Genomic DNA, 13,763 nt, shown 5'->3' with positions numbered 1-13,763 from the left:
ATGGGCGGCGTGACCGCGCCCGACCTCGCCCCCATTCTGCTGGTCCTCGGTGACGAGGAGCTGCTCGCCACGCGCGCGGTGACCGAAGCGGTGGCCCGGGTCCGCGCCGTCGACCCCGAGGTGGACGTCCGGGAGTACCAGGCCGGCGCACTGACCGTCGGCGAGATCGCCGAGATGCTCAGCCCGTCGCTGTTCGGCGGCCGGCGGGTGCTGGTCCTGCGCGCCGGTCAGGACGCCCGCAAGGACCTGGTCGCCGCCCTGCTGGCGTACGCGAAGAACCCCGACCCCGAGGTCCACCTCGTGGTGCTGCACCTCGGGGCGGCCAAGGGCAAGGCGTTCGCGGACGGGCTGCGCGCGACCGGCGCGACCGTGGTGCCGGCGGCGAAGCTCAAGGGGCACCGCGAGCGGGTGGCCTTCGTCCGCGACGAGGTCCGCCGGGCCGGCGGCAGGTGCACCGACGACGCGGCGGAGGCCCTCATCGCGGCGGTCGGCACCGATCTGCGTGAGCTCGCCGCCGCCTGCTCGCAACTGGTCGCCGACACCGACGGCCGGATCGGAGCCGACACCGTGGCCCGCTACTACAAGGGGCGGGTGGAGGTGAGCGGCTTCACCGTCGCGGACGCCACCATGATCGGCGACGTCCCGGCGGCGCTCGAGGCGCTGCGCTGGGCGCTGCACGTCGGCGTCGACCCGGTCCCGATCGCCGACGCGCTGGCCGACGGGGTCCGCACCGTTGCCCGGGTCGCGGCGGCGGGGCGGGGCGACCCGTACCAGCTGGCGAGCAGCCTCGGCATGCCGGCCTGGAAGATCAAGAGCGCCCAGCAGCGGGCCCGGGGCTGGACGCCGGAGGGGCTGGTACGGGCGATGCAGGCAGCCGCCGAGTGCAACGCGGCGGTCAAGGGTGGCTCGGACGACCGGGCGTACGCCCTGGAACGGGCCGTGTTCTCGGTCGCTGCGGCCCGGCAGGGCGGCACCCGGTGAACCGGCCGGTCCGGGCGTCGTGGGCGACCGTGCCCACCGAGGAGGAACGGTACCGCCCCCTCTACGCCCGGGCCCTCGGCCTGCGGTTCGTCAACCCCGGCGGGGTGCTCTGCTTCCTCTTCTTCGAGGGGGCCGTATCGCTGGCCGCCCTGCTCGCCCTGGCCGAGCTGGTGACCTGGTGGGCGGTGCTCGTCCTGCCCGCCGCCGTGGCCGTGATGGTCAAGCTCAACGACATGGTGGCCGAGGTGGTGGTCCGGACGGCCGCCCTGGTGCCCGAGCAGGAACGGGATCGCTTTCGCCGGCAGCTGGAGCCCGTTGTCGGCCGCGCCACGGTGCGGAGTGTGGCTGCCCCGTCCGGCAGTGCTGGTGCTCCGGGCCGGAGTGCCGGTGCCACTGTGCGCAGTGCCGGCGGCCACGCGGGCGCGACCGGTGCCCGGGGCCGGGTCGCCATCAGCGGCGTACGTGCCGGTGGACAGCGCGGGACGCCGGGCATGGACCCCGGCGCCCTCGTCGGCTCCGAGTTTGTCGGCTCCGAGTTCGTCGGATTTGAGTCGAAGCCCCGCGTGGAGGAGAACCGACCCGGCGGTTGATCCGGCTTCCGCCCCGGGACGCACGATCCTCGTTGGGCCGGTGGTGGCCGGGTGATCGACTCCATGTCGCCGACATGGCGCTATCAGCGGTGCCGGAAGGCCCCATGTCGCCGACATGGCAGCGCTACCCTGCGGCAGACCGGCGAGATCCGGCCACGCGAAACCAGGTCACGCGAAACCAGGTCACGCGAGATCCGACCTGGTGGAGTATCCGGGCACGCGGAAAGCCGGAAGCCCCGGGGATCCCGGGGCTTCCGGCCAGGTCTGTGTTCGCCGCGTCAGGCGGAGAGTGAGACCACGCGCTTGGCGATCGCCGACTTGCGGTTGGCCGCCTGGTTGGAGTGGATCACGCCCTTGCTGACCGCCTTGTCCAGCTTGCGCGAGGCGTCCTGCATGAGAGCGGCAGCCTTCTCGGCGTCGCCGGCCTCAGCGGCCTCGTGGAACTTCCGGATGGCGGTCTTCAGCGACGACTTGACCGACTTGTTACGCAGCCGGCGCTTCTCGTTCTGCCGGTTGCGCTTGATCTGGGACTTGATGTTCGCCACGCGACAGCCTCGTCTTGATAGCTCGGGTTGGTCTGCTTGTACGCGCGACGAGAATGCGTCGTCGCTGCGCGAAGAGCCAGGCTACCAGGTCCGCCGGGACGAGCCAAAACGGCCCTCCGCCATCCGCCGGTCCTCGACGCCGGCCGGCGAGGTCCCACGCCTGTCCGGCCGGCGAGGCCCGCCCCGGTCCCGGCGGTGCGCCCGCCCCGGTCAGGTGGCGAGGTCCCACCCCTGCCGGGCAGCGAGCCAGCCGAGGGCCTGCGCACCGCTCCAGCGCTGGTGGGCCCGCAGGTGCGGGGACGCGTCCGTGGGGCCGGAGGACGCCGAGGTGAGCAGGTATCCCGAGAGCGCGGCGAGCGTCACGTCGAGGGCGTCCAGGGGTGCCCCGCCAGCCGCCGGATGCCCCGCGAAGAGCGCGTCGGCGTCCAGGCCGCTGGCGTGGGCGGTGATCAGCAGGCTGACCAGGTCGAACCAGGCCGGCCCGTGGCAGAGCCAGTTCCAGTCGCAGAACCAGGCCCGCCCGGCCGGGTCGACGAGCACGTTGTCCAGTCGCAGGTCGCCGTGGGCTAGGCCGCCGTGTTCGGCGTACCCGGGTAGGCGGGACTCCAGCGCGACCAGCTCGGACAGCCGACTTCGCGCCCCGGGCGGCAGGTCCGGGGTCGGCTCCCGGCCGGCGGCCACCTCACCCCACCAGAGGATGTCCTCCCGGGCCAGGTCGGCCAGTCGGGGCAGGCCGAGCGCGACCAGTTCGGGCGGCGGGTCGGCGAGGGCCGCCGCCACCTCGGCGTACCCGGCCAGGGTGGCGTCGAGATCGGCGCGGGTCCAGGGCAGCGCGGGCGTCCGGCCGTCGATGGCGTCCAGGCCGATGGCGTACCAGCCGGCCGCCGCGACCGTCCAGCGCGGGCGGGGGACCGGCAGGCCGGCGGGGAGCCGGTCGAGCACGGCGGCCTCCCGGGCGTACCAGTCGACGAGGTGACGCTGCTCGGTCAGCGACGCCGCCTTGACGAACACGCGCCGGCCGTCGGCGCACTCCAGCACGGCGGCGAAGCCCCGGGTGAACCCGGCGCCGGCCACCCGGGCCACCGACACCGGCGCGCCCAGCCGGGCGATCACCGCCGCCCGCAGCGCCGCCGGTAGTTCCGCCCAGCCGGGCCGGCTGGCGGTGGCGTCGTACGACACCGGGGGTGGCGAGAACGGGGTCACCCGCCCATGCTGCCCCACTCCGCCCGCTCCCGCCGTACCGTGTCGCCCGCCGGCGTCGGACGGCTCTGCCAGACTGCGAGACCATGAGGACCGACGACTTCTGGCAGTTGATCGACCGGGCCCGGGCCGGCGGGGGCGGTGCGGCCGGCACGGTCGCCGCGCGGGCGGTCGCGCTGCTGGCCGAGCGCGACGCCGCCGACATCATCGGGTACGCGCGGCACCAGCGCCGGGTGCTGGCGGCGTCCTACCGGGCCGAGCTCTGGGGCGCCGCCTACCTGATCAACGGCGGCGCGTCCGACGACGGGTTCGAGTACTTCCGGGGTTGGCTGATCACCCAGGGTCGGCAGGTCTTCGCCCGTGCCGTGGCCGACCCGGACTCGCTGGCCGAGCTGCCGAAGATCCGTCAGGCGGCGCACACCGGCGAGGAGTTCGAGGCCGAGGCGATGCTGACGGTCGCCCAGGAGGCGTACCGGAAGGCGACCGCCGCCGAGCTGCCGCCGGTGGAGCAGGTCCCTTACCCGGAGCTGGGCGAGTTCTGGGATTTCGACGACGAGGACGAGGCCCGTCGCCAGTTGCCGAAGCTCGCCGCGCTGTTCGTCGAGGCCCCGCAGGAGTGACGGGCCCTGGGGGAGTGACAGCCCCGCAGGAGTGACGGGCGGGGGCAGGGGCCGGCGGCCGGTGGGACGCCGGGAGGAGTGATCCGACCGCCGCCGGGGCGACGTGGGAGCATAGAGGGGGCTGGCGTCCACGCCGGCCCGCTCACGTCAGCCGACCAGAACGGACCGATGTGCCACCGACGCTCGATTCCGGCGCGAACGCTCCTGGTGCCACCGACCCGGCGCGCATCCGGAACTTCTGCATCATCGCCCACATCGACCACGGGAAGTCGACCCTGGCCGACCGGATGTTGCAGCTCACCGGCGTGGTCGACCCCCGGCAGATGCGCGCGCAATACCTGGACCGGATGGACATCGAGCGCGAGCGCGGCATCACCATCAAGAGCCAGGCCGTGCGGATGCCGTGGACGATCCGGGAGGGCGACCGGGCCGGCGAGCAGGCCGTCCTCAACATGATCGACACCCCGGGTCATGTCGACTTCACGTACGAGGTGTCCCGGTCCCTGGCCGCCTGCGAGGGCGCGCTGCTGCTGGTCGACGCCGCCCAGGGCATCGAGGCGCAGACCCTGGCGAACCTCTACCTGGCGCTCGAGAACGACCTGAAGATCATCCCGGTGCTCAACAAGATCGACCTGCCGGCCGCCCAGCCCGAGAAGTACGCCGAGGAGCTGGCCCACCTGATCGGCGGCGACCCGGAGGACTGCATCAGGGTCTCCGGCAAGACCGGCGACGGCGTGCCGTACCTGCTCGACGAGATCGTGCGGCAGTTCGTCCCGCCGGTCGGCGACGCCGCCGCGCCCGCCCGCGCGATGATCTTCGACTCGGTGTACGACGTCTACCGGGGCGTGGTCACCTACGTCCGGGTGATCGACGGCCGGATCAGCGCCCGGGACCGGATCAAGATGATGTCCACCGGCGCCGTCCACGAGCTGCTGGAGATCGGCGTCATCTCCCCGGAGATGGTGAAGGCCGACGCGCTCGGCGTCGGCGAGGTGGGTTACCTGATCACCGGCGTGAAGGACGTCCGCCAGTCCCGGGTCGGTGACACCGTCACCATCAACACCCGACCCGCGACGCAGGCCCTGGGCGGCTACAAGGACCCGAAGCCGATGGTCTACTCCGGCCTCTACCCGATCGACGGGTCCGACTACCCCAACCTGCGCGAGGCGCTGGACAAGCTCAAGCTCAACGACGCCGCGCTGGACTACGAGCCGGAAACCTCGGGCGCGCTCGGGTTCGGCTTCCGCTGCGGCTTCCTCGGCCTGCTGCACCTGGAGATCATCCGGGAGCGGCTGGAGCGGGAGTACAACCTCGACCTGATCTCCACCGCGCCGAACGTGGTCTACCGGGCCATCACGGAGGAGGGCCAGGAACTGGTGGTGACCAACCCGAGCGAGTACCCCACCGGCAGGATCGCCGAGGTGTACGAGCCGGTGGTGCGGGCCACCGTCCTGACCCCGAACGACTACGTCGGCGCGGTCATGGAGCTGTGCCAGGGCCGCCGGGGCAGCCTGCTCGGCATGGACTACCTCTCCGCCGACCGGGTCGAGCTGCGCTACACCCTGCCCCTGGCCGAGATCATCTTCGACTTCTTCGACCAGCTCAAGAGCCGCACCAAGGGGTACGCCTCCCTGGACTACGAGCCCTCCGGCGAGCAGGCGTCCGACCTGGTGAAGGTGGACATTCTGCTGCACGGCGAGCCGGTGGACGCGTTCAGCGCCATCGTGCACAAGGACAAGGCGTACAACTACGGCGTCACCATCGCGGCGAAGCTGCGCAACCTGATCCCGCGTCAGCAGTTCGAGGTGCCGATCCAGGCGGCCATCGGCAGCCGGGTGATCGCCCGGGAGACCATCCGGGCGATCCGCAAGGACGTGCTCGCCAAGTGCTACGGCGGTGACATCAGCCGCAAGCGCAAGCTGCTGGAGAAGCAGAAGGAAGGCAAGAAGCGGATGAAGATGGTGGGCCGGGTCGAGGTCCCCCAGGAGGCGTTCATCGCCGCCCTCTCGTCCGACTCCGGCGACGGCAAGGCCGCCGGCAAGAAGTGAGCCACGGTCGGCTCGGCGCGGAGCGGATCCGTGCCGAGCCGACCGCGTCCGCGGGCGTACGGCAGGTGATTTCTCGTTGCGCGCCAGGGCGCGGTGCCACGCCCGGGTTTGGATTTTCGGGCCCTCGGGAACTTAGCGGTCACGACAGCTTCAACCCGCCGTTGTGACACTTCTTGAGGAGGAGGGCGACCATGGAGTTCACCGTTTGGGGCATCATCACCGCCATCGTCGTTGGTCTCATCGTCGGCGCTCTGGGCCGCCTGGTCGTCCCGGGTCGGCAGAACATGCCGATCTGGCTGCACATGCTGATCGGCGTCGGCGCCGCCCTGCTCGGCACCGTGCTCGCCCGGGCCATGGGCATCGCCACCGAGACCGCCGGCGTCGACTGGGCGGAGCTGCTGGTCCAGGTCGTGCTGGCTGCCATCGCCGTGGCCCTGGTCGCCGGTGTGGGCCGTCGCCGCAGCGTCACCCACCGGTAAGCACCCCGCAGCGTACGAACGGGCGTCCGACCTCCGCGGTCGGGCGCCCGTTCGCGTGTGTACGCCCGGTTTTGCCCTGATGTCGGGCTGCCCCCGGGTCTCTCGCCTGCGGTACGGTCGCCTCGCCCCCGTCCGACCCCTGTCGTAAAGGAATTTTTCCTACTAGGGTGCGGCAGAGAAGGTTAGTGCCAGGACGGCGCGAGGGAGATGTGGCGTGAACAGGTGGAAACGGCTGGCCCCGGTCACCGCCGTGGTGGCGTCGGCCGCGATGGTGCTTGTCGGATGTGGTGGCTCGGGCGACGACGCGGCCGCCGACAACGGCAAGCTGACGGTCTGGATGATGGGCGAGGGCAGCGAGGCGCAGACCGCGTTCCTCGACGGCGTCGAAACCGAGTTCAAGAAGAAGCACCCCGACACCGACGTCGTCGTCCAGTACATCCCCTGGCTCGAGGCGCCGAAGAAGTTCCAGGCGGCCCTCGCGGGCGGCGAAGGCCCCGACGTGACCGAGCTCGGCAACACCGAGACCCAGGGCTGGGCAGACCAGGAAGCGCTCGCCGACGTCACCGCCAAGTTCGCCGCCTGGCCCGAGGGCAAGGACATCCTGCCCGACCTCGTCCGCAACGCCCAGCTCGACGGCAAGCAGTACGGCGTGCCGTGGTACGCCGGCGTCCGCGCGCTGTACTACCGCACCGACTGGTTCGCCGAAGCCGGCGTCAAGCCGCCGACGACCTGGGACGAGCTGGTCGCCGCCGCCAAGGCCGTGCAGGCCAAGAAGCCGGGCACCTACGGCATCGCGCTGCCGGGCAACTCGGAACTGCCGTTCTACTCGTTCCTCTGGGGCGCGGGCGGCGAGATCGCCACCCAGCAGGGCGACACCTGGAAGTCCGGCTACACCACCCCGCAGGCCCAGCAGGCGGTCAAGTTCTGGACCGACCTCGTCACCGTGCACAAGGTCGCCCCGCCCGCCGCCGCCGGCTGGAACGAGATCGACGCCCGCACCCAGTTCGCCACCGGCAAGGCGGCCATGGCCTTCGCCGGCAGCTGGCAGGCCGGCGCCATCAAGAAGGACAACCCCGAGATCGAGAAGGTCTGGGGCACCTTCCCCATCCCCGGCCCGGACGGCAAACCGGCCCCGGCCTTCGCCGGCGGCTCCGACATCGCACTGTGGCAGGACAGCAAGAAGCAGGACCTCGCCTGGGACTACCTGACTGTGCTGCTGAGCAAGCAGAAGGACAAGGAGTTCGCCAGCAGCCTCGGCTTCTTCCCGGTCTACTCCGACCTCGTCGGCGGCGGCGAGTACGCCAACGACAAGATCATGGCGGCGTTCGCCACCTCGTTGCAGAACACCAGGCTGACCCCGCTCACCCCGAAGTGGGTCGAGGCCAGCCGCACCAAGACGGTGACCCAGGCCATGAACAGCTCGGTCATCAAGGGTCAGAAGACGGTCGAGCAGGCCACCGCCGACGCGGCCGCCGAGATGGAAAGCATCCTCAACGCGAAGTGACCACGCTGACCCAGGCGCCGGAGACGCCCGCCGCGCGGGAGACCCCCGCGCGGCGGCGTCGCCGGGTCGACCGCCTGCCCTACCTGCTGCTCCTGCCCTGCCTGGTGATCATCGGCGTCCTGCTGCTGTGGCCCCTCGGCCAGGTCGTGGCGATGTCCTTCTTCCGGCTCGACAACGTCCGGCAGTTGCGCGGCGACCGGGAATGGCCGTGGGTCGGGCTCGGTAACTACGCCGAGATCCTCGGCGACCCGTTCTTCCGCACGGTGCTGCGCAACACGGTGCTCTTCGCCGTGGCCAACGTCGCTCTCACGATGATCCTCGGCACACTGGTCGGGCTGCTGCTCAACCGGCTCGGCAGGCGGATGGCCACCTTCGTGGCCAGCTGCGTGATGCTGGCCTGGGCCACCCCGGCCCTGACCGGCACCATCGTGTGGAAGTGGCTGTTCGACGACACCTCGGGCCTGGTCACCTGGCTGTTCAACGCCCTGCCCGACGGGCTGTCGAACGCGCTGTTCGGCCACACCGACTGGACCGGGTACGGCTGGTTCAACTCGCCGCTGATGTTCTTCGCCATCCTCACCCTCGTGGTGGTCTGGCACTCGTTCCCGTTCATCGCGGTGAGCGTGCTGGCGGGGTTGAAGAGCGTGCCGAGCGAGCTGCACGAGGCCGCCCGGGTCGACGGGGCCGGCCCGTGGAAGGTCTTCTGGAAGATCACCTTCCCGCTGCTGCGGCCCGTCTTCGGCATCCTCGTGGTGCTCTCCACCATCTGGGACTTCAAGGTGTTCACCCAGCAGTTCGTGCTGGCCGGCGGCACCCAGGACCGGCCGACGTTCATGCTGTCGATCTACTCGTACGCCGAGGCGTTCTCCCCGCCCCCCAAGTACGGCCTGGGCGCGGCGATCGCCGTCCTCCTCACGCTGATCCTGCTGGTGGTGACCGGCCTCTACGTGCGGATGGTGCTCAAGCAGGAGGAGGAGTCGTGAAGCGCGGCGCGGTGGTGAAGCGGGTCGCCCTCAACGGCGCGGGCCTGCTGGTGGCGCTCTTCGCGGCGTTCCCCGTCTACTGGATGATCGCGACGTCGCTCAAGCCGAACCGGGAGATATTCTCGGCCACGCCCCGGCCGGTGCCGACCGCGCCGACGCTGGAGCACTACCGGGAGATCCTCACCGGCAACCTCATCCCCGGCGTGACGTTTCTGGACTTCTTCCTCAACTCCGTGCTCGTGGCGGTGTCGACCGTGGTGCTCAGCGGCCTGGTCGCGCTGCTGGCGGCGACCGCGGTGGCCCGGTTCCGGTTCAAGCTGCGCACCAGTTTCCTGATCATGCTGCTGGTCGTGCAGATGATCCCGTTGGAGGCGCTGGTCATCCCCCTGTTCCTGATGATCCAGCGGCTGGGCCTCTACAACACGCTGCCCAGCCTGATCCTGACGTACCTCGGCTTCTCGCTGCCGTTCGCGGTCTGGATGCTGCGCGGCTTCGTGGCCGCCGTGCCGAAGGAACTGGAAGAGGCTGCGGCGATCGACGGCGCGAGCCGCGCGCAGACCTTCCGCCGCATCCTGTTCCCGCTGGTCGCGCCAGGCCTGGTGGCCACCAGCATCTTCTCCTTCATCACCGCCTGGAACGAGCTGATCTTCGCGTTGACCTTCGTCAACGACCAGGACCGGTACACCTTGCCGGTGGCGATGACGTTCTTCTTCGGCCGCGACGACACCGCCTGGGGGCCGGTGATGGCGGCCTCGACGCTGTTCACCCTGCCGGTGATCATCTTCTTCCTGCTGGTGCAGCGCCGGATGGTCTCCGGCCTGGTGGCGGGCGCCGTCAAGGGCTGAGGTGTGCAAGGAGGGGCCCCTTGTTAACGCATTCTGTCGAGAAGGGGCCCCTTCTCACACCCCGTCGGGCGGAGCGGGCCGCGTCGGGCGGGGGTCGGCGGGCCTGGGTCGGGCGGGGCATTGGCGGGCCGCGATGTCGCCGTAGGCTGACGCCATGACGGGCAGGCTGGTGACGGTGAACCTCGGTGTGATGACCGAGGCGGAGTGGGCGGGCGACGCGAGCGGCCGCAGCGGGATCGACAAGCGGCCGGTGGACGGGCCGGTGCTGCTGCGCGTCGACGGGGTGGCCGGCGACTTCATCGGCGAACGGGCCCATCACGGCGGGCCCGACCAGACGGTCTACGCGTACGCCGAGGAGGACGCGGCGTGGTGGGCGGCCGAGCTGGCCCGCGACATCGGGCCGGGGGCGTTCGGCGAGAACCTGACCACGTACGCGGTGGACGTGACCGGGGCGGTCGTCGGCGAGCGGTGGCAGATCGGGTCGGCCCTGCTGGAGGTGACCAAGCCGCGCACGCCGTGCGTGACGTTCGCCGGGTTCTGGGGCGTACCGGACCTGACCAAGCGGTTCACGGCGCGGGCCGCCCCGGGGGCGTACCTGCGGGTGCTGCGGGAGGGCGAGGTCGGCGCGGGCGACCCGGTGGAGGTGGTGGAGCGGCCGGTGCACGGGGTGACCGTCGGTGAGGTGTTCCGGGCGACCACCCTGGAGCCGGAGCTGCTGCCCCGGCTGCTCGACGTCCCCGGCCTGCCCGAGCCGCTCCGGCGGAAGGTCGAGCGCCGGCTCGCCACACCGGACGCCTGACCGCCCCGGCGCCGCCGCACGTTCAGCTCGACCGCGTTCAGCTCCGCTGGGGACCGCCGCACCCGGGCGTTGAGAAGGGCCCCCTGCTATGCAGAAAGCGTTAACAGGGGGCCCTTCCTTACATCGTCAGCGGAGCCAGGGGATGCTGCGGTCGAGCAGGCCGCGCTCCTTGAGCTCCTTGCGGAGCGGGATCTCGTCGTCGACGTACCCGTTCCAGTTGATGCCCCAGTAGTTGGCGGTGTGGGTGCCCTCGCCGCAGAGTTGGCGCTGCACCGGCGTGCGGTTGGCCCACCACTCGCCCTCGGGGTCGATGTGCAGCTCGTCCAGCGGGCGGATCCACCGGTACGTGTAGCCCACGAAGAGCATCTTGCGGGTGATGTTCGACAGGTTCGTCGATCGGGAGTGCCACTGGCGGCGGTCGAAGATGAACGCGTCGCCCGGGTTCGCGGTGATCTCCACCGTGCCCTCCGGGTCCGGGTTGTGCACCGTCAGGTCCGCCGGGCGGGGCAGCGAGTTCCACAGGTGGCTGCCCGGGATCACCTTGGTGGCGCCGCGGCCGGTCTCCGACAGGTCGGAGAGCACGTACGCCACCTTCAGCGAGAACATCGGCCGGGGCAGGTTCGGGTCCATCGTCTCCGGGTCGGAGTTCTGCCGGTACCCGTCCTGGTGCCATCCCCAGTACGGCTTCTCCGGCTCCGCCGCCGGCGGGGTGACGTCGAGGTGGTTGTGGTGGGTGTAGATGTTCCACCCGGCCAGCCCCCACATGTACGGGAAGGCGATCGGGTGGGTCAGCAGCTGGCCGAAGAGCTCGTCGCGCTCCAGGAATCCCAGCAGGTGCAGGGTGCCGTCCTTGGTGGTGGTGCCCTTGGCCTTCTCCTCCGCGTACACGCGGTCGACGGCCTCTTCCAGGGCAGCCCGGTGGTCCTCCGTCAGCACGTTCCGCAGCAGGAGGAAGCCCTGCTCGTGGAACTCCTTGCGGTCGGTGTCGCTGATCGGTTCGTAGCCGGTCCGGCCGTCGTAATCGAACACCGCGTCGTACCCCTCCCCATGAGGTGAAACTATCTCTGGCACAGCCACGCCGATGCTACTGCGACCGCTCGGGCGGGTACGGAGCGCGCCCGGCAGTGTCAAGAGCCCGGTTGGCCGTTGGCAGTCGGTCGATCGCGGAGAGTGATATCAGGTGCTCTTTGCTGGGCATTTGCCGGATATAGAGGATTGCGCGGTAACTGTCGGTGGAGAGAACGAGGGCGCGAGGGCTGAGTGCCGAGGCGACTCAGGCGTCGGCGAAGACCTCGGCGAGCACCTGCTCGTCGGTCGCCGAGGCGTCGGCCACCCGGCTCCACGTGCCGCCCTTCGCGGTCCACTCCAGGCCGGCGAAGCGCACCCGCTTCACGCCGTGGTCGGAGGCGTGCGAGACCAGCCAGTGCGCGTACCGCCAGCCGTCGCGCCGGTCGTCGGCCGGCACCGCGAGGCCGGTCAGCTCCGCCGGGGACGCCGCCTCCGGCAGCCCCCAGTCCAGGCTCAGGCCCCGGGTCAGCGCGGCGGCGGCGGCCGTGCCCCGCATCGCCGGCGTCGAGCCGACCGTGCAGGCCACCGCGCCGGTCGCCTCACCGAGCAGCGCCCGGGTCAGCACCTGCGACTCGTCCGCCCACTTCTGGTACGCCTCGGGGAACGCCGAGCGCTGCACCTTCTGCGCCGCGTCGGTGACCCGCATCTTCTCCCAGCCGCGCACCCGCTTGAGCGCGGCGTAGAACTTCCTGGTCGCGTACCGGGGGTCGGCGATCTGTGTCTCGGTGCCCCAGCCCTGGCTCGGTCGCTGCTGGAACAGGCCCAGCGAGTCCCGGTCGCCGCCGGAGAGGTTGCGCAGCCCCGACTCCTGGTAGGCCGTCGCGAGGGCGACCACCACGGCCCGCTCGGGCATCTTCCGCTGGACGCCGATCGCGGCGATCGTGGCGGCGTTGGCCATCTGGTCGGCGTCCAGGCGCACCTGGCCGTCGGCCTGGACCGTGCAGGTGCGGCTGGTCAGGGACAGGGGCAGGCGCAGCTGCCCGCCGGCCTGCCGGACGACGAGCCAGATTCCCACCACGGCGACCACGGCGATGACGACACCGGCCGCGACAACTGCCCGACTTCGCACCCGCACCCCCTGTCCGACGGCGTCCGCCAAGAGTACGTCCCCTGCGCCGCCGCCCGGCTCGTCCGACCGATTCGTTCCGTTCCGTTGCGGGTCGACCGCATTGCGTGTTCGGCTGGTGAGCGGCGGCAGCGACCGACGGCAGGTGGTCGGCCAGCCGTGACCGGCTTCCCCGCGCCCGGGCCCGGAAACCGGCGGGCCTGGAAACCGGCGGGCCCGCCGACCCGGCAACCGGTCAGTCCGTCGGCACCCAGCTCGCGTCGCGCTTCTCCCGGAACGCCAGCACGCCCTCGCGCCCCTCGTCGGACAGGAAGTATCCGGTCGACAGGGCGGCCAGCTCGGCGATCCCGGCCCGCAGGTCGGCCGCCGGCGGGCGGCGCAGCAGTTCCTTCGCCCCGGCCAGCGCGTGCGGCGCCCCCCGCACCAGCGAGGCGCAGGCCCGCGCCACCGCCGCGTCGAGGCCGTCCGCCGGCACGGCCGTGGTGACCAGGCCGATCTCGGCGGCCCGCCGCCCGTCGAAAGTGTCACCGGTGAGGTACAGCTCGGCGGCGGCCCGGGGCGCCAGCCGGGGCAGCACGGTCGCCGAGATCACCGCCGGGATCACCCCGATCCGCACCTCGGTGAACGCGAACGTCGCCTCCTGCGCGCAGATCGCCAGGTCGGCCGCCGCGATCAGGCCCAGCCCGCCGGCCCGCGCCGGCCCGGCGACCCGGGCCACCACCGGCTTCGGGCATTCCCAGACCGCCGCGAGCACGTCGCCGAGCAGCCCGGCCGGGACCGTCCCGCTGGCGTACGCGGCGGCGGTCTCCTTCAGGTCCGCGCCGGAGCAGAAGACCGGGCCGGTGTGGTCGAGCACCACCACCCGGACCGTGTCGTCGGCGACCGCGGCGGCCAGCCCGGCCAGCAGCTCGGTCATCAGCGGCGTGGAGAGCGCGTTGCGGTTGTGCGGGCTGTCCAGGGTGAGGGTGGTCACCCCACGGGCCGTGGCGACCCGCACGAGCGCGGCGGTGGAGGTCATGCCGGGCACACTAGTGG

General features: G+C 71.6%; 14 protein-coding genes. 9 read left to right on the top strand and 5 right to left on the bottom strand.

All coding sequences use genetic code 11. The features are described 5' to 3' along the window. Together holA and ACFT41_RS11390 are read left to right on the top strand one after the other, a co-directional pair. Nucleotides 1–981 (top strand): DNA polymerase III subunit delta, encoded by a 981-nt coding sequence (gene holA, locus ACFT41_RS11395; protein WP_377589196.1) that lies wholly within the window; start codon nucleotides 1–3, stop codon nucleotides 979–981. Then, entirely contained in the window at nucleotides 978–1,571 is a 594-nt protein-coding gene (locus ACFT41_RS11390; protein ID WP_377589197.1) for a hypothetical protein, read from the top strand. The genes holA and ACFT41_RS11390 overlap by 4 nt, the downstream gene beginning before the upstream one ends. A 278-nt stretch (nucleotides 1,572–1,849) precedes the next feature. Here ACFT41_RS11390 and rpsT read toward each other — a convergent pair whose 3' ends face one another. Beyond that, a complete protein-coding gene (gene rpsT, locus ACFT41_RS11385; protein WP_377589198.1) occupies nucleotides 1,850–2,116 on the bottom strand; it encodes a 30S ribosomal protein S20 in 267 nt (88 codons plus the stop codon). A gap of 210 nt (nucleotides 2,117–2,326) precedes the next feature. Continuing rightward, complete coding sequence (locus tag ACFT41_RS11380) at nucleotides 2,327–3,319, bottom strand: phosphotransferase family protein (protein ID WP_377589199.1); 993 nt, start codon at nucleotides 3,317–3,319, stop codon at nucleotides 2,327–2,329. Nucleotides 3,320–3,402: 83 nt separating this feature from the next. Between ACFT41_RS11380 and ACFT41_RS11375 the strand changes: the two genes are divergently transcribed. The 7 genes from ACFT41_RS11375 (at nucleotide 3,403) to ACFT41_RS11345 (ending at nucleotide 10,594) form a co-directional block, all read left to right on the top strand. Continuing rightward, nucleotides 3,403–3,936 (top strand): DUF4240 domain-containing protein, encoded by a 534-nt coding sequence (locus tag ACFT41_RS11375; protein WP_377589200.1) that lies wholly within the window; start codon nucleotides 3,403–3,405, stop codon nucleotides 3,934–3,936. A gap of 170 nt (nucleotides 3,937–4,106) precedes the next feature. Then, on the top strand, nucleotides 4,107–5,984 hold the full coding sequence (lepA, locus tag ACFT41_RS11370; protein WP_377589201.1) for a translation elongation factor 4: 1,878 nt from the start codon (nucleotides 4,107–4,109) through the stop codon (nucleotides 5,982–5,984). Between the two features lie 191 nt (nucleotides 5,985–6,175). Next, the gene (locus tag ACFT41_RS11365; protein WP_377589202.1) at nucleotides 6,176–6,463 is read left to right on the top strand and encodes a GlsB/YeaQ/YmgE family stress response membrane protein; all 288 of its coding nucleotides are present in this window, start codon (nucleotides 6,176–6,178) and stop codon (nucleotides 6,461–6,463) included. A gap of 214 nt (nucleotides 6,464–6,677) precedes the next feature. Beyond that, the gene (locus tag ACFT41_RS11360) at nucleotides 6,678–7,967 is read left to right on the top strand and encodes a sugar ABC transporter substrate-binding protein (RefSeq protein WP_377589203.1); all 1,290 of its coding nucleotides are present in this window, start codon (nucleotides 6,678–6,680) and stop codon (nucleotides 7,965–7,967) included. Continuing rightward, nucleotides 7,964–8,950, top strand: coding sequence for a carbohydrate ABC transporter permease (locus ACFT41_RS11355; RefSeq protein WP_377589204.1), 987 nt, complete (start codon nucleotides 7,964–7,966; stop codon nucleotides 8,948–8,950). Before ACFT41_RS11360 ends, ACFT41_RS11355 begins: the two co-directional genes overlap by 4 nt. Before the next feature lie 11 nt (nucleotides 8,951–8,961). After that, nucleotides 8,962–9,795, top strand: coding sequence for a carbohydrate ABC transporter permease (locus ACFT41_RS11350; RefSeq protein WP_377589209.1), 834 nt, complete (start codon nucleotides 8,962–8,964; stop codon nucleotides 9,793–9,795). A 154-nt stretch (nucleotides 9,796–9,949) separates the two neighbouring features. Next, a complete protein-coding gene (locus ACFT41_RS11345; RefSeq protein WP_377589205.1) occupies nucleotides 9,950–10,594 on the top strand; it encodes an MOSC domain-containing protein in 645 nt (214 codons plus the stop codon). A gap of 126 nt (nucleotides 10,595–10,720) precedes the next feature. Here the strand turns inward: ACFT41_RS11345 and ACFT41_RS11340 are convergent, their stop codons facing one another. The 3 genes from ACFT41_RS11340 to ACFT41_RS11330 all read right to left on the bottom strand — a co-directional run bounded on the left by ACFT41_RS11340 (nucleotide 10,721) and on the right by ACFT41_RS11330 (nucleotide 13,746). After that, nucleotides 10,721–11,671 (bottom strand): phytanoyl-CoA dioxygenase family protein, encoded by a 951-nt coding sequence (locus tag ACFT41_RS11340; RefSeq protein WP_377613803.1) that lies wholly within the window; start codon nucleotides 11,669–11,671, stop codon nucleotides 10,721–10,723. A gap of 196 nt (nucleotides 11,672–11,867) precedes the next feature. Next, a complete protein-coding gene (locus ACFT41_RS11335) occupies nucleotides 11,868–12,737 on the bottom strand; it encodes a hypothetical protein (protein WP_377589207.1) in 870 nt (289 codons plus the stop codon). A 226-nt stretch (nucleotides 12,738–12,963) separates the two neighbouring features. Then, a complete protein-coding gene (locus tag ACFT41_RS11330) occupies nucleotides 12,964–13,746 on the bottom strand; it encodes an enoyl-CoA hydratase-related protein (protein WP_377589210.1) in 783 nt (260 codons plus the stop codon). Nucleotides 13,747–13,763 lie beyond the last annotated feature (17 nt).

The organism is Micromonospora sp. NPDC057141 (assembly GCF_042670805.1).
Lineage (GTDB): Bacteria > Actinomycetota > Actinomycetes > Mycobacteriales > Micromonosporaceae > Micromonospora.
This window is presented reverse-complemented; position numbering and strand designations above follow the sequence as displayed.